Origin of the sequence: Stappia sp. WLB 29 (assembly GCF_023507705.1) — a bacterium.
Taxonomy (GTDB): domain Bacteria; phylum Pseudomonadota; class Alphaproteobacteria; order Rhizobiales; family Stappiaceae; genus Stappia.
This window is the reverse complement of record NZ_JALBGD010000008.1, coordinates 20,245-38,231: the sequence shown is the minus strand read 5'-3', so window position 1 is coordinate 38,231 and position 17,987 is coordinate 20,245. Positions and strand designations below refer to the sequence as shown.

Sequence of the window (17,987 nt, the reverse complement as noted above, 5' to 3'; positions counted from 1 at the left end):
TTGTTAGGATATTCATCCTACAAAAATGAAAATCCAAGTCCAGCGGAGAATGAGCCTTCTAAACTTCGAAGCCGTCGAAAAAAGCGGGTAGGCAGTGTCTGCCTAAAACGCGTGCAGACATTTCAACTCACGCGCGTTTGAAAGGATTGTCTTTCGCGTTTAGCGCGTTTGCATGCCGATCATGTCCCCGCCCCGTCCCCGGAGTTTGCCGGCACCCCCTCGGGCGTACGGAACAGGAGGTCCGCCAGCAGCGGATTGGGAAAGCGCCGCTCCACCGTCACCGCCAGGAAGACCTCTGTGATGCCGGGCAGCGGGCCGGCCTCCACCAGCACGCCGTTCGCCAGTTCGTCCCGCACGACGATCGGCGGAATGACGGCAAGCCCCGCATCCTCGCGCGCCAGCAGGCGGATCATCGTCATGTCGTCGACCTCCGCGGCGATGCGCGGCACGACGCCGAGCCGGGCGGCCAGCACGTCGAAACCGGCGCGGATCGCCGTTTCGCGGGTCGGCAGCACCAGGGGCTCGCGCGCCAGCAGATCCACCAGCGAACGCCCCTGCCCGGCCCGCTCCGGCGTGCCGATCAGGCTCGCCGCCTGCTCGGCGATGCGGTGGACGAGATAGCGGCGGGCCTCGTCGCGCGCCGGTGCCACATTGGTCAGCACCACGTCCAGCGCCAGCGATTCCAGCCCGGCCAGCAGTTCCTTCTGGCTGCCCGAGCGCACCACCACATCGACGTCCGGCTTGCCGATCACCGGCATCAGGAACTGGATCTGCAGGTTGCGCGACAGGGTGCTCAGCGCCCCGACGCGCAGGGCGCGCGGCTTCTGCCCGCCGCCCTTCAGCGTCGCCGACAGGTCCTCGGCCGTGCGGAAGATCGCCTGCGCATGGTCGAGGGCGATGCGCCCCGCCTCGGTCAGCACCAGGCCGCGCCCGCGCCGCTCGAAGAGATCGTGGCCCAGCGCCCCCTCCAGCGTCTTCACCTGCGCCGACAGGGCGGAAGCCGACAGGTTGAGCCGGCGCGCGGCGCCGGTCAGCGTCCCGTCCTCGGCGACGGCGCTGAACAACCGGAGGTGATGGAGATTGAGCGGCGGCATCGGCCTCTCCTATGGATCGTTCCATTGAACAGAATGATTTCCGCTTAAATATGTAATTTTCTTGAATAGTGGCAAGCGGTATCTCCGGCGCGCACTTCACTTGCGGAGATCCCACATGTTCCCCACAGCGCTCGCGCCCCTGCCGCTCCTGATCCTTGCCGCCTTCGCCCTGGCTCATCCCGGCCGCCGACCGGGCGCATTGCCGACACTGGCGGAGGGCGCCGCGCTGCTGTCCCTCGCTCTCGCCCTTGCCGGCGCGCTCCAGCTGGCGCTTGGCGGGCCGGCAACGCTCGGCATCGGCACCAGCAACGACTCTGGCCCCCTCGCCCTGGCGCTTGCTCTCGACACGGTGTCGGCGGTCATGTCGGTCCTGGTCGCCTTTGTCGGCTGGGTGGTCGTGCGCTTCTCGCGCAGCTATCTCGACGGCGAGGCGCGGGAGGGCGCCTTCCACGGCCTGCTGCTCGCCGCCATCGCCGCCGTCCTGGTGCTGGTGCAGGCCGCCACCCTGCCGGTCCTGATCCTCAGCTTCATCCTCGTCGGCGCGCTGCTGCGGCAGCTGCTGCTGTTCTACCGCGAGCGGCCGCAGGCCCGGCGGGCGGCGGCGAAGTTCACCCTCGCCTGGACCGCCGGCGACGCCGCGCTGCTGCTTGCCGCCCTCGGCTTCTGGGCCGCCTTCGGCACGGTGTCGCTCGCCGGCATCAGTGAGGCCGCCCGGGGCGGCGACATGCCGCTTGCCGCCGACATCGCCGTGCTGCTGGTCGTCCTTGCCGCGCTGCTGAAGACGGCGGCCTTTCCCCTGCACGGCTGGCTCACGGAGGTGATGGAGGCCCCGACCCCGGTCTCGGCGCTGCTGCATGCGGGCATCATCAATGCCGGCGGTCTGCTGCTCATCCGCCTTGCCGAGCCGGTGCAGGCAAGCCCTGCGGCGATGACGCTGCTGGTCATGCTCGGCGGCTTCTCGGCCCTGTTCGGCGCGCTGGTCATGCTGACCCAGAGCGCGGTGAAGACGGCGCTCGCCTGGTCGACGGTGGCGCAGATGGGCTTCATGCTGCTGCAATGCGGCCTCGGCCTGTGGCCGCTCGCCCTGCTGCACATCGTCGCCCACTCGCTCTACAAGGCGCACGCCTTCCTCTCCTCCGGCACGGCGGTGCGCGCGGTAGAGGCGACGCGGCGGCCGGGTCCCGTCGCCGCGCCCGGCATCGCCGCGGTGACGCGCGCCTTCCTGCTCGCCCTCGCTCTTTACGCGGCTGTCGCCGGCGCCTTCTCGCTGCTGCCGCTGGAGAAGTCGGCCCAGGCGCTGGCGCTCGGCGCGATCCTGATCTTCGGCGTCGCCTATCTGGTGGCGCAGGGTCTGGCCGATGCCGCCCCCGCCGCCCTCACCCGCAAGACCGCGACAGCCTCGGTCGCCGCCGCCATCGGCTATTTCGGCTTCCACGTGCTGGCCGGACTGGTGGCGGGCGGCGCGCTGCCCGCCCCGCCGCAGGCCGGCCCGCTGGAATGGGCGCTGATCGCCCTGGCGCTCGCATCCTTCGGCGGTGTCGCCATCGCGCAGGCGCTGTTCCCGCACTGGGCGCATCATCCGGCGACGGCGGGTCTGCGGGTCCACTTCGCCAACGGCTTCTACGTCAATGCAACGCTCGACCGCCTGATCGGCGGCTTCCGGCTCCCCTCGTCCAATTGATCCGTTCCGATCCGCAGAAAGATCCCGAGATGCTCACGCCTCCGACTTCTCTTGCCACGCCGCAGGTGACCGCTCTTCTCCAGGCCGCCGACCGGGCCGCCCGGCGGGTGCCTCCGGCCTTCCCGCTGGATGCGACTGTCGCCGTCAACCCATTCCTCGGCCAGACCGGCGAGGACATGGGCACCGCCGCCGCGCGCCTCGCACGGGTCGCCGGCAGCGACATCGTGCCGGCGCGGCGCCTGCAGGCCGATGCGCTGGCCTCTGGCGAGATCTCCGATCAGGACCTGCAGGACGCGCTCGATGCCGCGCCCTTCGCCGACAAGCCGGCAGACATCGAGAGCTTGCGGGCCCGGCTTGCGCAGCCCGCAGCCGCCCCCTCGCCGCTGCCGACGCTCGCCGATCTTGCCGCCCGCGCCACCGGCACCGACTGGCCGGAGATCGTCGCCCGCACCACCGGACTGTGGGCCGCCGGCCATTTCGACCGGGGCCAGGCGCTGTGGACGCCGGCGCCCGGCCGCTCCGCCTTCGCCGCCTGGCGGGAGTGGGCGCAGCATGACCTGACACCGGAGCTTGCCGGCCTTGCCGGCTTCTGCCGGCATGCCGCCGCCTGCCCGGACACGCCGGAGCGGGCGATCCTGCGCGCATCAACCTCGCTCGGCGTGACGGGCGCTGCGGCCGAAAGCCTCTACCACCGGCTGCTGGTCGATCTCGGCGGCTGGGCCCAGCACGCCCGCTACCTGCTCTGGCAGGCAGAGCTTGCGGGGAGCACCGACGCCACGCTGACGGACCTTCTCGCCATCCGGCTGGTCTTCGAGGAGGCGCTGTTCCTGACCTTCGGCGACGCCGTGAAAGAGGAGTGGCAGGGCGTGCTCGCCGCCCATGGCGAGGCGCCCGGCGCCACCGCCGACCAGATTGCCGATGCCATCCTGCAGGAGGCGGCCGAGCGGTCCTTCCAGCGGCGGCTTGCCGCCCGCCTTCACGCGCCGGAGAAACATGCAGAAACCGAACGGCCGGCCCTGCAGGCGGCCTTCTGCATCGACGTGCGCTCGGAAGTGTTCCGGCGGGCGCTGGAAAGTCAGGATGCCGGAATCAGCACGCTCGGCTTTGCCGGCTTCTTCGGCTTGCCGGTCGCCCACCATCCGCACGGCTCGGTGGAAAGCGAGGCGCATCTTCCCGTGCTGCTGACGCCGGGCATGACCTCCACCGCCCAGCTGGAGCCGCAGGCGGAGACCGCCGGGCGGATCAAGGCGCGGGCGCGGCGGGCGTGGAACCGGTTCCGGCAGGCCGCCGTCTCCTCCTTCGCCTTCGTGGAGGCGGCCGGCCCGCTCTATGCGGCAAAGCTGGTACGCGATGCGCTGTCGCTGGCGCCCGCGCATCATCACGACCACCACGGCTGCGCGCCGCGGCTCGACCCGGCGCTCACCGCCCGGCAAAAGGCCGAGACGGCGGCAACCGTGCTCAAGGCGATGTCGATGACGCAGGGCCATGCCCGGCTGGTGCTCCTGCTCGGGCACGGCGCCAGCACCGCCAACAATCCGCAGGAAAGTGCCTACCACTGCGGCGCCTGCGGCGGCCACACCGGCGAGGTCTCGGCGCGGCTGCTGGCGCAGCTTCTCAACGATCCCGAGACCCGCACCGGCCTTGCCGAGAGGGGCCTGCCCATCGCCGCCGACACGCTCTTCGTCGCCGGCCTGCACGACACCACCACCGACGAGGTGACGCTCTTTGCGAAGGACGTGCCGTCGGAGGCGCATGCGGCGGATCTCGCCTTCGCGCAGGAGAAGCTCGCCCAGGCGGGACGGCTCGCCCGGATCGAGCGGGCCGCCCGGTTGCCGGGCGCCAGCCACGACCGGCTGGCCTTGCGGGCGCGCAACTGGGCCGAGACCCGGCCCGAATGGGGGCTTGCCGGCTGCTCCGCCTTCATCGCCGCCCCGCGCGGCGTCACCGCCGGGGCGGATCTCGGCGGGCGGGCCTTCCTGCATTCCTACGACTGGCGGGCGGACGAGGGCATGCAGGTGCTGGAGCTGATCCTCACCGCGCCGGTGGTCGTGGCGAGCTGGATCTCGCTGCAATATTACGGCTCGACCGTCGCGCCCGAGCTCTTCGGCGGCGGCAACAAGCTGCTGCACAACGTGGTCGGCGGCATCGGCGTCGTCGAGGGCAATGGCGGGCGGCTGCGCGCCGGCCTGCCCTGGCAGGCGGTCAGCGACGGCGCGCGGCTGATGCACGAGCCGCTGCGGCTGTCGGTGCTGGTGGAGGCCCCGCGCGAGGCAGTGCACGACATCCTTGCCCGGCACGAGGGGCTGCGCGCCCTCTTCGACAACGGCTGGATGCACCTGCTGCTGCTGGAAGACGGAAAGGTCTCGGCCCGCTACCGGCCCGGCCTTGCCTTTGAAACCGTGACATCGCCGCTTCAGGAAGCAGCATGACAGGCAAGCTCCGGCCCGCCTTTCGCGGGCCGGACATACCCGCCGACAAGGCTCAGCCGGCCTGCGCCGCCAGGTCCCGGCTGCCGTCGATAACCTGCTCGAAATCCGACAGCATGGCGATGGTGGAGAGCGCCGAGCGGCCGAACTTGCTCGGCGTCGCCAGCAGCAGCGACTTGCCCGCCGCCTGCATCGCCACCTTCTTCACGGCGATCTTCGACAGATCGAAATCCATCACCCGCCCCTCGGCATCCACCGCCGAGCAGCCGATCAGCGCATAGTCGAGCCGCAGCCCCTGCAGCGCCAGCATCGTCTCCTCGCCGACCAGCGAGCCGTCGCGCCCGGCCACCCGCCGGCCGATCACGTTGACGTCGTGGCGCGAGGGATCGAAGGCGAGCGCCGCGCGCATGCTGTTGGTGAAGACGCGGAAACCCGGCCGGGCATTGAGCGCCTTGGCCGCCATCTCCACCGTCGTTCCGACATCGAGGAAGAGGCTCGCCCCGTCGGGCACGCAGGCCGCGGCCGCCTGCGCGACCCGCAGCTTGTCCTCGACGGAGAGCTGTTCCTTCTGCCCGTGGTCGAGCCGCAGCGTCTCGGCCTGGCCGGTGACGCCGGCCCCGCCGTGGAAGCGCTGCAAGCGGCCGGCATCGGCCAGCGCGATGATGTCGCGCCGGATCGTCTGCGCCGACACGCCGAACTCCTCGGCAAGGCTCTCGATGGTGACGAACCCGTTGCGCTCGGTGAGCGCCAGGATCTCGCGCTGGCGGGGGCTGAAGGCCGACAAGGGCTCGACTCGATTCATGGTCTTGTCGTACTCCGCTGTTTGAATGTAAAAAAGTTTACATCAACGATCGGAGCCGGCCAATGGGTAACACGCGTTATTTTCTGTCTGATGACACCGTCCACAGCGAGCAGGGCCGCCTCGATGCGTGGAACTGGCGCTGGCAGGCCTGCGCGCTTCCCGCCGATGCCCGCGCCGTGTCCGCCCGCGAGGCGCTGGCCGCCATCGGTGCGACGGGCGGCGCCCGCCGCGTGCCCGTCGGCGTCATCGGACCGCGCGCGGCAACGCCCGAGCAATATGCCGGGGCGGAGGCCGTGGGCCGGGCGCTCGGCGCCCTCGGCCTGACGATGATCTGCGGCGGCAAGAGCGGCGTCATGGAGGCTGCAGCCAAGGGTTGCCGCGGCGCCGGCGGCCTCACCATCGGCATGCTGCCGGACCACGACTGGCGCTGCGCCAACGACCATATCGCCATCCCCATCGCCACCGGCCTCAGTGAGGGCCGCAACATGATCATCGCCAAGTCGTCGGCCGTGCTGGTCGCCGTCGGCGGGTCCTACGGCACCCTGTCGGAGATCGCCTACGGCCTGCATTTCTCCAAGCCCGTCCTCGGTCTGCTCGGCGCGCCGGCGGTCGAGGGCCTGGAAATGGCGAGCGATCCGGAGGACGCGGTCGAGCGGCTTTGCGGGCACGTGATGGCGATGGCGATCTCGTCATAAAAATTACACGCATGCCCCTCACAATGTAAGAAAGCTTACAAGGCTGGCACACGATGAGCACCACCCCGACACTGGAACTGCAGGGCGTCACGCGCCGGTTCGGACCGCAGACCGTCCTCGACCGCGTCGACGTCTCCATTCCCTCCGGCAGCTTCACCGCGCTGCTGGGCGCGTCCGGCTGCGGCAAGTCGACCACCTTGCGCATCATGGCCGGGCTCGACCGGCCGAACGAGGGCGCCGTGCTGCTGAACGGCACGAATGTGGCCGACCGCACCGCCCATGAACGCAATGTCGCGATGGTGTTCCAGTCCTATGCGCTCTACCCGCATCTGAGCGTGGAGCAGAACATCGCCCTGCCGCTGGCCATGCGCCACCTGACGACGCTCGGCCGCATGCCCGTCGTCGGCCGCTTCGCGCCCGGCAGCGGCGAGGCGCGCGCGAAGATCCGCCGCGCCGTCGGCGAGGTCGCGGAAATGCTCGGCCTGGAGCAGCTGCTGCACCGCAAGCCGGCGCAGCTGTCCGGCGGCCAGAAGCAGCGCGTCGCGCTCGGCCGCGCATTGGTGCGCGATCCCGTCCTGTTCCTGCTCGACGAACCGCTGTCCAATCTCGACGCAAGGCTGCGCGTGAAGATGCGCTCCGAGCTCGTCGCCCTGCACAAGCGCACCGGCCGGCCCTTCGTCTATGTCACCCACGACCAGTCCGAGGCCATGGCGATGGCCGACCAGATCGTCGTGATGATCGGCGGGCGGGTCGCCCAGGCCGGCACCCCGCAGGACCTTTACGAGCGCCCCGCCTCGCGCGAGGTCGCCGGCTTCATCGGCACCAATGCCATCAACTTCTTCGAGCCCGGCAGCGCGCCGGCCGGCCTGCACCCGGCGGCCGGCTCGGCGGTGATCGCGCTGCGGCCCGAGCATATCAGCCCGGCCGCCGCCGGCACGGTCGAGGCCCGGCTCGAGACGGCGGAATATCTCGGCTCGGAAGTGGTGCTGGCCCTGCGGGCGGAGAGCGGCGCGGAGCTTCGCGCCATCGCGCCGGGCAACTACGCCATTCCCGCCCCCGGCAGCGCCGTGCGGCTCGGCTTCGACCCGGCGCAGGTGCATGTCTTCGACGCCGCGTCCGGCCAGCGCATCGGAGAAGCGGCATGAGGCGCCTGTCGATTGCCCGCCGCGAGGCACTGACCACGCTCTGGCTCGCAGGTCCCGCGACGCTGGCCATGGTGCTGTTCATCTTCCTGCCCGTCGCCATCGTCGCCCTGCTCTCCTTCACCGACTACCAGTTCGGCGCCACCACGCTGAACTGGACGGGACTGGAGAACTACCAGCGCCTGCTCGGCTCGACGCTGGGCCAGCGGGCCATCACCAACACCCTGCTCTACGTGGCCATCGTCATTCCGGCCTCCGTCGCGCTCGGCCTGCTGGTCGCGCTCGGCCTGCACCGGATGACCGGCTGGGCGCCGGGTCTCGCCCATGCGCTGCGCGCCGTCTACTTCCTGCCCGTCGCCGCGACGCTGGTCGCCATGTCGGTCGCCTGGCAGATGGTGCTGCATCCCTCGCTCGGCGTGGTCAACCACGTGCTCGCGGCCCTCGGCGGCGAGCCGCGCAACTGGCTCAGCGACCGGGGGCTGGTGCTCTACACGCTGGCGGTGATCGGCATCTGGCAGACCGTCGGCTACAACATGGTGCTGTTCCTGGCCGGCCTCGTCGCCATTCCGCCGGAGCTCTACGACGCGGCCGAGGTCGACGGGGCGGGCGGCGGCTGGTCGCGCTTCTGGACCGTCACCTGGCCGATGCTCGGGCCGACCACCCTCTTCGTGCTGGTGGTGACCGCGACCAACGCCTTCCGGGTGTTCGAGACCGTCGCCACGCTGACGCGCGGCGGCCCGGCCTTCGCCTCCGACACGCTGGTCTACGCGCTCTACCGGGAAGGCTTCGTCTACTTCAAGGCGGGCTATGCCAGCGCCATCACGATGGTCTTCTTCGCCTTCCTGCTGATCCTGACCTTCGCGCAGATCCGCATCGTCGAGAAGAAGGTGCACTACAGATGATCCGCAAGTTTCTCGGCCGTGCCGTTTCCACAACGCTGCTGCTCGTCGGAGCCGCCGCGATCCTCCTGCCCTTCGTCTGGATGCTGTCGCTGTCGGTGAAGCCGCGCGACGAGATCTTCAGCACCGAGATCTCGCTTCTGCCCTCGCGGCTGGAATGGCGCAATTTCGTCGTGGCGCTGACCAGCACCGACGTGCCGCTGTTCCTGTGGAACGGGCTTGTCGTGGTGGTCGGCATCCTGGTCTTCCAGCTGCTCTTCGCCGTGCCTTGCGCCTATGCGCTGGCGCAGCGGACCTTCCGGGCCCGCGCGCTGGTCTTCGGCCTGGTCCTCGCCGGCCTGCTGGTGCCGTTCCACGTCACCGCGATCCCGATCTTCCTCGGCTTCGCCCAGGCCGGCATCCTCAACACCTACTGGGCGCTGATCCTGCCGTTCATCCCGACCGCCTTCGGCATCTTCCTGTTCCGCCAGGCGATTTCGCAGCTCCCGGCGGAGCTGTTCGAGGCGGCGCGCGTCGACGGATTGAGCGAGACGGCCATCGTCTGGCGCATCACCTTCCCCTTGGTGCTGCCGGCGGCGACCGCCTTTGCGATCTTCTCGGTGACGGCGCACTGGAACGACCTGTTCTGGCCGCTGATCGCCACCACCGATCCGCAGCTCGCCACGCCCCCGCGCGGCATTCTCTACTTCCGCGACGAGGAGTCGGGCGACGATGTCGGCCCGCTCATGGCCGCGGCTCTCATCATCACCGCGCCGCTGGTCATCGCGTTCCTGCTGGCGCAGCGCAAGTTCACGCAAGGCCTCGCCGCAAGCGGGCTCAAGTGAAGCGGGTACCCGACAACCACAGACGCGGGACAAACCGCGCGCCGAGAAACGTCAACCAGGAGTGTCAAGCATGAGACGTGCCCTATTCGCCGCGGCTTTCGCGCTCGTCGCCGGCAGCGCCACCGCCCAGGAGACCGAGATCCGCGTGCACTATGCGATCCCGACCATCTGGGCCGATACGCAGAAGGCGCTTGCCGAGGCCTTCATGGCCAAGCATCCCGAGATCAAGGTCACCCTGGACGGCCCGGCCGAGGGCTATCCGGAAGGCGTGCAGCGCCTGCTGCGCGAGGCGGTCGCCGGCACCGCGCCGGACGTTGCCTATGTCGGCCTCAACCGCTGGCGCATCCTGCAGGATCGCGGCCTGACCCAACCGCTCGACGGCTTCCTCGGCGACGATCCGGCCGAGCAGGGCTACACCCCGGCGCTGCTGTCGCTCGGCAGCTTCAAGGGCCAGCAGCATGCGCTGGCGACCTCCGCCTCGACGCTGGTCATGTATGTGAACCCGAAGCTCGTCGAGCAGGCCGGCGGGTCCATGGACGACTTCCCGACCACCTTCGACGGGGTGATCGAACTCGCCGCCAGGATCAACGCGCTCGGCGACACGATCGACGGCGTGTGGATCGACCGTCACGACTGGCGCTACCAGTCGCTGCTCGGCGCCTATGGCGGGCGTCCGATGAACGAGGACGAGACCGACATCACCTTCGACAGCGAGGCCGGCATCGAGGCCGCGCGCCTCTACCAGCGCTTCGCCAAGGAAGCGGGCATGAAGTCCTACGCCGACAGCGACGCCCGCCAGGCCCTGCCGGCCGGCACGCTCGGCATCATGTTCGAGAGCTCCTCGCTGCAGACCCGCTTCGAGCAGGGCGCGGGCGATGCCTTCGAGCTCACCGTCAAGCCGCTGCCGCTGGGCACCGACGACGAGGCCTCCGTCTACTTCCCGACCGGCGGCTCGGGCATCGTCATGCTGACCAGGGACGAGGCCAAGCAGAAGGCGGCGTGGGAGTACATTGCCTTCGTCACCGGCCCCGAGGGTCAGAAGATCATCGTGGAGAACACCGGCTACGCTCCGGCCAACTCCATCGTGGTCGAGGACAAGGAGTATCTCGGCGCCTTCTACGAGAAGGACCCGAACGCGCTCGTCGCCCACACCCAGATCGCCCAGCATGCCGGCCCCTGGTACGCCTTTCCCGGCGCCGAGGGCGTCGCGGTCACCGACCTGATCGCCGCCGCGCTGGTGGACGTAACGGAAGGCGCCGACGCGGAGGCGACGATCAAGGACCTGGCCGAGACGCTGCGCGTGCAGCTCGGCATGAAATAGGCCCCCCGGTCAACCGGTCTCTCCCAAGACCGGATTGGAGACGGTCGCGCCCTCCGGGTGCGGCCGTTTTCGTTTTCGGCGTCACTCGTCCTGCCCGGCGCGGCCGAGCCGCGTCAGTCATGTTGATGGCGCGGGCCGAGCCGCGTCAGTCGTCCTGATAGTCGCGCACGTAGCGCTCGAACCCGTCGACCAGCGCCAGCGCCTCCGGGCTCAGCTTGTCGCCGTGCGGCTTGATGATCGAGTATTCGAAACGGTCGGGGATCTCGACCGGCCGCATCACCCCGCCCATGCGCATATGATCGCGCGCGGTGAACGCATCGACGATGCCGACGCCCAGCCCCCGCATCACCAGCGCCGAGACGATATGCGACAGGTAGGACTTCATCTTCTGCACCGGCGGCCGGCGCATCTTGGCGAACACCCGGTCGAAGGCGCGGCCCGACATGGTGGAGTCCACGAAGCCGACGAAGTCGACGCCGGCAAGGTCCTCCTCGCGCACGATGTCGCGCGTCCCGAGCGGATGGCCGGGCGGGCCGATGAAGCGGAACGGCACGGAGCCGCTGCCCACCACATCCACCTCGTGCTTGTGGCGCGTGGGGATGCCGAAGCCCACCTGGCACTGGCGCAGCGCCACCTGCCGCACCACCGGCAGCGTCGTCATCGACAGGAACTCGGCGCGGAATTCGGGCCGCTCCTGCGACAGCATCGCGATCACGCCGGGCAGCGCCGACTGGGCGATGGCCGGGGCCGCGGCGATGGTCAGCGTCGCCCGGTACCCCTGGCGGATCTGCGTCGCGGCGCGCTCGATCTGGCCGAGGCCGACGAAGCTGCGCTCCACCTCCGTCCACAGCTCGTGCGCCTCGCGGGTGGCGACGACCCGCCCGCCCCTGCGGCTGAACAACGGCAGCTGCAGCCGCTCCTCCAGATCGCGGATCAGGCGGCTGACGGCCGGCTGCGAGATCGCCATCTCGTCGGCGGCGGCGGAGACCGTTCCCGCGCGCATGACGCAGCGGAAAGCTTCCAGGGAACGCTGCGAAATCGAAGAGACCATAACAATTCCGCATAATCGTGAAAGGAAACGGTATTTGCCTTATACTCGGCACCTTCGCACTCTGACAATAGCAGTCAGTCTGGAGGGGCGACGTGAGCGCGGCAGACGATCACCGGCAGGTTCCGGCAAGCACGCAGGTCGTGGTCATCGGCGGAGGCATCGTCGGTGTCTGCACCGCCCTCTTCCTCGCCGAAGAGGGCATTCCCGTCGTCCTGTGCGAGAAGGGCCGCATCGCCGGCGAACAGTCCTCGCGCAACTGGGGCTGGATCCGCAAGGCCGGCCGCGACAACCGCGAACTCCAACTGATGATCGAGAGCGCCGCCATGTGGCGCGACCTCGCCCCGCGCCTCGGCGAGGACATCGGCTACGGCATTCGCGGCACCACCTATCTCGCCGCCGACGAGAAAGAGCTGGAAAAGCACCAAGTCTGGCTGCGCGACAATGCCGGCTTCAACCACGGCTCCGTGCTTCTGAGCCCGCAGCAGACCGACGACCTGCTCAAGCGCAACGACCGCCAGTTCGCCGGCGCCCTGCACACCCCGTCCGACGCCACCGCCGAGCCCTCCCTCGCCGTCCCGGCGATGGCCCGCTATGCCGCGCGTCTCGGCGCCACGATCATCGAGGGCTGCGCGGTCCGCACGATCGAGCGCGCCGGCGGCAAGGTCCGCTCCGTCGTCACCGAGCATGGCGAGATCGCCTGCCAGAGCGTGGTTCTGGCCGGCGGCGTGTGGTCGCGCACCTTCCTTGAAAATCTCGGCCTGTCGCTGCCGCAGCTGGCGGTGAAATCCTCGGTCATGCGCACGACGCCCGGCCCGGAAGTCGTCGCCGGCGCGGTCGGCGCGACCAGGGCCTCGCTGCGCCGGCGCGCCGACGGCGGCTACACCATCGCCCGCTCCGGTGCGGCGGAGTTCCAGCTGGTGCCGGCCGCCTTCCGCCATTTCCTCGATTTCCTGCCCGTGCTGGCGAACCGCTGGCACATCATGAAGATCCGCCTCAGCGGCGATTTCTTCGGCCCGCTCGGCCGCCATCGCTGGCAGGCCGACGAGGTCACCCCGTTCGAACAGGTGCGGGTGATGGATCCGGTGCCCGACGCGCGCCTCCTCGCCAATGTGCTCGCCTCGGCCAAGACCCTGCATCCGCGCCTCGACGGCGTCGAGATCGCCGAGACCTGGGGCGGGTTGATCGACGTCATGCCGGACGAGATCCCCGTCGTCGACGAGCCGGCCGGCTGGTCCGGCCTCGTCGTCGCCACGGGCCTGTCCGGCCACGGCTTCGGCATCGGCCCCGGCGTTGCCCGCCTGGTGGTCCAGCAGATCGAGGGCGACACGCCCCTGGTCGACACGAAGCCCTTCGCCTACACCCGTTTCGGCAAAAAATCGAAGGCGGCCGCATGAACCATCCCGCCCTCGCCACGCCCGACGTGCTCGTCATCGGCGCCGGTATCACCGGCACCGCGGCAGCGCTCGAAATCGCCGGGGCGGGCGCGAGTGTGGAAGTGATCGACACCTACGGCCCCGCCGCCATGGCCTCGGGCTGGACGCTGGCCGGCGTGCGCCAGTCCGGCCGCCATCCGGCGGAGCTGCCGCTGGCGCTCGCCGCCGTCGAACTCTGGCAGGATCTTCACGAACATCTCGGCGCGCCGACCGGCTATCGCCGCTCCGGCAACCTGCGCCTTGCCCGCACGGATGCGGAAGTCGCCACGATCCGCGCGCTGGTCGAGGACCAGACCCGGGCCGGCCTGCAGCTTTCCTTCCTGCCGGACCTTTCCAGCGTGCGCGAGATCGCCCCGGCCCTGTCGGACCGGGTGCTCGCCGCCTCCTTCTGCCCCTCCGACGGCCATGCCGACCCGCTTGCGACCGTCACCGCCTATGGCACCCGCGCCGAGGCGCTCGGCGCGCGCCTTGCCTTCGGCGAGCGCGTCCTGCGGCTGGAGGCGCAAGGCGGACGCATCGTGCGCGTCGTCACCGACCGCCGCACCCTGAGCCCCGGCACGGTGCTGATCGCCGCCGGCTTCCTCGTCAACGAGCTGCTCGCCCCGCTCGGCCACGGCATTCCCCTGCGCCGGCCGATGGTCACCGTGCTGCGCAGCACCCCCTGCCCGCCCCTGCTCGCCCCCGTGCTCGGCGTCGCCAATGCCAACATGGCGGCGCGCCAGGAGAACGACGGGCGCATGCGCGTCACCAGCGGCATGGAGGATTGGGCCGGCGAGATCGTCGAGACGGGCGGGCGCCCCACCATCCGCCCGCGCATGCGCGCCATTGGCGAGACCATCGCCAAGGTCGCCGAGGTGCTGCCGGGCTTTGCCGATGTGGAGCTGGCCGAGTGCTGGGCCGGCGCGCTCGACCTCACCCCGGATGCCTTGCCGGTGATCGACCGGCTGCCCGGCCTCGACAATGCGGTCGTCGCCGCCGGCTTTTCCGGCCACGGCTTCGGCATCGGCCCGGTCACCGGCCCCATCGCCGGCCGCATCGCGCTCGGGCGCGATCCCGGCCACGACGTGTCCGCCTTCCGCTACGGCCGCTTTGCCGCGCAAACCGGCCCCGACGCGCCGCTCACCCTGCACGGATAGAGGAGACCAGCCCATGCTCAATCCCGAAGGCCGCGTGGTCATGGTGTCCGGCGCCAGCCGGGGCATCGGGCTGGCGATCACCCGCAAGCTGCTCGACAAGGGCTACAGCGTCAGCGCCGGCGCGCGGAACCCGGATGCGCTCGCCGGGCTCCTGGGCGATGCGCCGGGCGACCGGTTCCTCTGCGCCCGCTACGATGCGGGCGACCGCGCCTCGCACGGCGCGTGGCTGGCGGCGACGCTCGCGCGCTTCGGCCGGCTCGACGGGCTCGTCAACAATGCCGGTACCTCCAACAGTTTCTCCATCGAAAGCGGCGAGGAGGAGGATCTCGACGCGCTGTGGACGATCAACGTCAAGGGCCCGCTGTTCCTGACGCGGGCCTGCCTGCCGCATCTGAAGGCCGCCGGCAGCGGCCGGGTGATCAATGTCGCCTCGCTCTCGGGCAAACGCGTGCGCAACGAGAACGTTGCCTATAACATGACCAAGCACGCCCTGATGGCGCTGACCCACGGCACCCGGCGCATCGGCTGGGACCACGGCGTTCGCGCCACCGCCATCTGCCCGAGTTTCGTCGCAACGGATCTGACCGACGGGGTCACCAAGATCTCGCGGGAGGAGATGATCCATCCCGACGATTTCGCCGAGATCACCGCCCTGGCGCTGGCCCTGCCGAACACGGCAGCCATGGCGGAAATGCTGGTAAACTGCCGGCTTGAAAACACGCTGTGAGGAGCAGCGTGAACAATAAAAGGGCCCCATAGACAAAACGATACAAACAAAAACATCGACCAGAGGACAGGACCATGAAAACCGGACTGGGAATTGCACTTGCAGCCTTGCTGGCGACAGGACAGGCCTATGCCGCCGGCACGACCCTGAACGTGGGTATGGCGAGCGCGGATGCTGGCAAGCTCGACCCGCATGTGGCGACCTCCACCCCCGACAAGGGCCTCCTTCACTGGATGTTCAACGGTCTGGTGCGGATCAAGCCGGGCGAGGCGAGCCCGGAATTCATCGAGCCGGACATCGCCAGCAGCTGGACCACGTCCGATGACGGCCTGACCTGGGTCTTCTCCTTGCGCGACGACGTGGAGTGCCACGGCGACTACGGCAAGATCGACGCGGAGGACGTGGTCTATTCGCTGACGCGCTCGGCCAATGCGGACATCTCCGCCTTCGCCAAGGACTACACGGCCTTCGACAGCGTCGAGGCGACCGGCCCGCTGGAAGTCACCATCAAGCTCAAGAACAAGATCCCGAGCCTGCTCGGCCTGTTGGTGCCCTATCATGGCGGCAACATCGTCTGCAAGGACGCGGTCGAGGCGCTCGGCGACGAGTATCAGCGCACCCCCATCGGCACCGGCCCCTTCATGTTCGCCGAATACCAGCCGCAGCAATATGTGAAGCTGGTCGCCAATCCGGAGTATTTCCGCGGCGAGCCGAAGATCAAGGAGATCTTCTACCGCTACATCCCGTCCGACTCTTCGCGTGATCTCGCCTTCCAGTCCGGCGAGGTCGACATGATCTACGGCAAGCAGGAACAGACCTGGGTCGAGCGCATCAAGGAGGTGCCGGGCACCGTCGTTTCGGTGATGACGCCGGGCGAGATGTCGGTCATCCACCTCAACATGAAGATGCCGCCGCTCGACGATCTGCGCGTGCGTCAGGCCGTCGCCCATGCGATCAGCCGCGACGCCATGGTCCAGTTCAAGGGCCCGGACGTGACGCTTGCGGCGATCTCGCCGGTTCCGGAGGGCAATCTCGGTTTCACCGCCGACGTGCCGACCTACGAGTATTCGGTGGAGAAGGCCAAGGCCCTGCTCGCTGAGGCCGGGCATCCGGACGGCGTGACGATCAAGGCGATCCACACCACGCTGCCGGGCATGCTGACCACCATGGAGGCGATCCAGGCCCTGCTGCGCGAGGCGAGCATCAACCTGGAGATCGAGACCGTCGAGCACGCGACGTTCCACGAGCAGATCCGCAAGGACATGAGCCAGGTGACCCATTACGCGGCCGCCCGCTTCCCCGTCGCGGACGTCTATCTCTCGCAGTTCTATCACTCGGATGCGATCGTCGGCACGCCGACGGCCGTCGCCAACTTCTCGCATTGCTCCGTCGCCGATGCGGAGATCGAGGCGGCTCGTGTGGAAGGCGATCTGCAGAAGCAGCTCGAATACTGGGCCGAGGCCCAGCGCAAGATCATGGCCGAGGTCTGCGTCGTGCCGATCGTGCAGAGCATGCAGCTGTGGGCCTGGAAGGACACGCTCGACCTCGGCGTCGAGGTGAAGGGCTCGCTGAACCTCAGCCCGCCCGTCACCGAAGCCGCGTCCTTCTCGCAGTGAGAAGCGCGTAAGCTCCGCACCGGAGGGCCGCAAGGCCGGTCCGGCAAGTGACGACGCTTCTTCCGCCGGGCGCATCTTGCCCGGCGGCGGAGGCGATCTCATCCGCCACGGCGGGCGCGCGCAAGCGCTTCCCTGCCTGTGGGCGACGGAGGCTCGCCTTACATGACCGCATTCGTTCTCAAGCGGCTTGGTTTCGCGGCGATCACGCTTTTCGCCGTGCTGACCATCGTCTTCTTCATCGTCCGCGTGCTGCCGGGCGATCCCGCCATGGCGATCCTGGGCGACCAGGCCAGCCAGTCGGCGCTGGAGGCCCTGCGCGTCCGCCTCGGCCTCGATGTCCCGCTCTACCAGCAGTATTTCGTCTTTCTGGGCGGCGTCGTGGTGGGCGACTGGGGCGTCTCCCTGGTCTCGGGCCGGCCGGTGATCGAGGAAATCCTCAAGGTCCTTCCCGCGACCATCGAACTCACCGTCGCCTCGCTGATCCTCGGCATCGTCGTCGGCGTGCCCATCGGCGTGTGGTCGGCGGTGCGCCGCAACAAGCTGCCGGACTATCTCGCCCGCATCGGCTCGCTGCTCGGCCTGTCGTTCCCGGCCTTCGTCTCGGCGGTGCTGCTGCTCTTGTTCTTCTCGATCCACCTGCGCTGGTTCCCGGTGATCAGCTCGGGCCAGGGCAGCGGCCTTGCCGACCGGATGCGGGATCTCGCCCTGCCGGCGATCAATCTCGGCCTGATCATGGCCGCCTACATCACCCGCGTCACCCGCTCGGCGATGCTGGAGGTGCTGAACCAGGACTATGTGCGCACGGCCAGGGCCAAGGGCCTCGCCTTCGCGATCATCGTCTGGCGGCATTGCCTGCGCAACGCCCTGATCCCGGTGGTGACCGTCGTCGGCCTCTATCTCGGCATCCTCATCGGCAATTCGGTGCTGACCGAGATCGTCTTCAACCGCCCGGGTCTCGGCAAGCTGATCGTCGGCGCGCTCAACCAGCGCGACTACACGATGCTGCAGGGCATGATGGTCATCTACACGCTGATCGTCGTGCTGGTGAACCTGATCACCGACCTGACCTACGGCCTGATCGACCCGAGGATCAAATACTCATGACGACCCAGTCGAGCGCCGCGACCGGCCGCCGCCCGT

General features: G+C 69.2%; 15 protein-coding genes. 12 read left to right on the top strand and 3 right to left on the bottom strand.

The annotated features are described in order from the left end of the window. Positions 1-179: 179 nt before the first annotated feature. Positions 180-1,094 (bottom strand): LysR family transcriptional regulator, encoded by a 915-nt coding sequence (locus MNI96_RS15395; RefSeq protein ID WP_249694571.1) that lies wholly within the window; start codon positions 1,092-1,094, stop codon positions 180-182. Positions 1,095-1,209: 115 nt separating this feature from the next. Here MNI96_RS15395 and MNI96_RS15390 point away from each other — a divergent pair, with 115 nt between their 5' ends. Both MNI96_RS15390 and MNI96_RS15385 read left to right on the top strand, forming a co-directional pair. After that, positions 1,210-2,775, top strand: a complete 1,566-nt coding sequence (locus tag MNI96_RS15390; RefSeq protein WP_249694569.1) for a proton-conducting transporter transmembrane domain-containing protein — start codon at positions 1,210-1,212, stop codon at positions 2,773-2,775. A 29-nt stretch (positions 2,776-2,804) separates the two neighbouring features. After that, on the top strand, positions 2,805-5,204 hold the full coding sequence (locus MNI96_RS15385; RefSeq protein WP_249694567.1) for a YbcC family protein: 2,400 nt from the start codon (positions 2,805-2,807) through the stop codon (positions 5,202-5,204). Between the two features lie 52 nt (positions 5,205-5,256). Here the strand turns inward: MNI96_RS15385 and MNI96_RS15380 are convergent, their stop codons facing one another. Next, entirely contained in the window at positions 5,257-6,003 is a 747-nt protein-coding gene (locus MNI96_RS15380) for a DeoR/GlpR family DNA-binding transcription regulator (RefSeq protein ID WP_249694566.1), read from the bottom strand. Between the two features lie 62 nt (positions 6,004-6,065). Here MNI96_RS15380 and MNI96_RS15375 point away from each other — a divergent pair, with 62 nt between their 5' ends. The 5 genes from MNI96_RS15375 (at position 6,066) to MNI96_RS15355 (ending at position 10,884) form a co-directional block, all read left to right on the top strand. Beyond that, the gene (locus tag MNI96_RS15375; protein WP_249694565.1) at positions 6,066-6,698 is read left to right on the top strand and encodes a TIGR00725 family protein; all 633 of its coding nucleotides are present in this window, start codon (positions 6,066-6,068) and stop codon (positions 6,696-6,698) included. A 53-nt stretch (positions 6,699-6,751) separates the two neighbouring features. Continuing rightward, positions 6,752-7,843, top strand: a complete 1,092-nt coding sequence (locus tag MNI96_RS15370; RefSeq protein WP_249694564.1) for an ABC transporter ATP-binding protein — start codon at positions 6,752-6,754, stop codon at positions 7,841-7,843. Further along, the gene (locus MNI96_RS15365) at positions 7,840-8,742 is read left to right on the top strand and encodes a carbohydrate ABC transporter permease (RefSeq protein WP_249694563.1); all 903 of its coding nucleotides are present in this window, start codon (positions 7,840-7,842) and stop codon (positions 8,740-8,742) included. Before MNI96_RS15370 ends, MNI96_RS15365 begins: the two co-directional genes overlap by 4 nt. Next, positions 8,739-9,563, top strand: a complete 825-nt coding sequence (locus MNI96_RS15360; protein WP_249694562.1) for a carbohydrate ABC transporter permease — start codon at positions 8,739-8,741, stop codon at positions 9,561-9,563. The genes MNI96_RS15365 and MNI96_RS15360 overlap by 4 nt, the downstream gene beginning before the upstream one ends. 70 nt (positions 9,564-9,633) lie before the next feature. Beyond that, a complete protein-coding gene (locus MNI96_RS15355; protein WP_249694561.1) occupies positions 9,634-10,884 on the top strand; it encodes an ABC transporter substrate-binding protein in 1,251 nt (416 codons plus the stop codon). 145 nt (positions 10,885-11,029) lie between these two features. On the opposite strand, the gene MNI96_RS15350 is transcribed toward MNI96_RS15355, so the two are convergent. After that, positions 11,030-11,935, bottom strand: a complete 906-nt coding sequence (locus tag MNI96_RS15350; RefSeq protein WP_249694560.1) for a LysR family transcriptional regulator — start codon at positions 11,933-11,935, stop codon at positions 11,030-11,032. Between the two features lie 92 nt (positions 11,936-12,027). Here MNI96_RS15350 and MNI96_RS15345 point away from each other — a divergent pair, with 92 nt between their 5' ends. The 5 genes from MNI96_RS15345 (at position 12,028) to MNI96_RS15325 (ending at position 17,951) form a co-directional block, all read left to right on the top strand. Continuing rightward, positions 12,028-13,329 carry an NAD(P)/FAD-dependent oxidoreductase gene (locus MNI96_RS15345; protein WP_249694559.1) on the top strand — a complete coding sequence of 434 codons (1,302 nt, stop codon included), beginning with the start codon at positions 12,028-12,030 and terminating at the stop codon, positions 13,327-13,329. Then, positions 13,326-14,504 carry an NAD(P)/FAD-dependent oxidoreductase gene (locus tag MNI96_RS15340; protein ID WP_249694557.1) on the top strand — a complete coding sequence of 393 codons (1,179 nt, stop codon included), beginning with the start codon at positions 13,326-13,328 and terminating at the stop codon, positions 14,502-14,504. Before MNI96_RS15345 ends, MNI96_RS15340 begins: the two co-directional genes overlap by 4 nt. A 13-nt stretch (positions 14,505-14,517) precedes the next feature. Beyond that, the gene (locus MNI96_RS15335) at positions 14,518-15,231 is read left to right on the top strand and encodes an SDR family NAD(P)-dependent oxidoreductase (RefSeq protein ID WP_249694555.1); all 714 of its coding nucleotides are present in this window, start codon (positions 14,518-14,520) and stop codon (positions 15,229-15,231) included. A 74-nt stretch (positions 15,232-15,305) separates the two neighbouring features. Next, positions 15,306-16,847: an ABC transporter substrate-binding protein gene (locus MNI96_RS15330; protein WP_249694553.1), complete on the top strand. Its 1,542-nt coding sequence runs from the start codon at positions 15,306-15,308 to the stop codon at positions 16,845-16,847. Positions 16,848-17,009: 162 nt separating this feature from the next. Beyond that, complete coding sequence (locus tag MNI96_RS15325) at positions 17,010-17,951, top strand: ABC transporter permease (RefSeq protein WP_249694551.1); 942 nt, start codon at positions 17,010-17,012, stop codon at positions 17,949-17,951. Positions 17,952-17,987 lie beyond the last annotated feature (36 nt).

Bases quoted from the DNA above. Each gene is read 5' to 3' on its own strand.
- MNI96_RS15375 (WP_249694565.1), top strand. From the start codon at position 6,066: ATGGGTAACACGCGTTATTTTCTGTCTGATGACACCGTCCACAGCGAG.
- MNI96_RS15355 (WP_249694561.1), top strand. From the start codon at position 9,634: ATGAGACGTGCCCTATTCGCCGCGGCTTTCGCGCTCGTCGCCGGCAGC.
- MNI96_RS15370 (WP_249694564.1), top strand. From the start codon at position 6,752: ATGAGCACCACCCCGACACTGGAACTGCAGGGCGTCACGCGCCGGTTC.
- MNI96_RS15340 (WP_249694557.1), top strand. From the start codon at position 13,326: ATGAACCATCCCGCCCTCGCCACGCCCGACGTGCTCGTCATCGGCGCC.
- MNI96_RS15350 (WP_249694560.1), bottom strand. From the start codon at position 11,935: ATGGTCTCTTCGATTTCGCAGCGTTCCCTGGAAGCTTTCCGCTGCGTC.
- MNI96_RS15330 (WP_249694553.1), top strand. From the start codon at position 15,306: ATGAAAACCGGACTGGGAATTGCACTTGCAGCCTTGCTGGCGACAGGA.
- MNI96_RS15385 (WP_249694567.1), top strand. From the start codon at position 2,805: ATGCTCACGCCTCCGACTTCTCTTGCCACGCCGCAGGTGACCGCTCTT.
- MNI96_RS15325 (WP_249694551.1), top strand. From the start codon at position 17,010: ATGACCGCATTCGTTCTCAAGCGGCTTGGTTTCGCGGCGATCACGCTT.
- MNI96_RS15380 (WP_249694566.1), bottom strand. From the start codon at position 6,003: ATGAATCGAGTCGAGCCCTTGTCGGCCTTCAGCCCCCGCCAGCGCGAG.
- MNI96_RS15335 (WP_249694555.1), top strand. From the start codon at position 14,518: ATGCTCAATCCCGAAGGCCGCGTGGTCATGGTGTCCGGCGCCAGCCGG.
- MNI96_RS15390 (WP_249694569.1), top strand. From the start codon at position 1,210: ATGTTCCCCACAGCGCTCGCGCCCCTGCCGCTCCTGATCCTTGCCGCC.
- MNI96_RS15395 (WP_249694571.1), bottom strand. From the start codon at position 1,094: ATGCCGCCGCTCAATCTCCATCACCTCCGGTTGTTCAGCGCCGTCGCC.
- MNI96_RS15365 (WP_249694563.1), top strand. From the start codon at position 7,840: ATGAGGCGCCTGTCGATTGCCCGCCGCGAGGCACTGACCACGCTCTGG.
- MNI96_RS15360 (WP_249694562.1), top strand. From the start codon at position 8,739: ATGATCCGCAAGTTTCTCGGCCGTGCCGTTTCCACAACGCTGCTGCTC.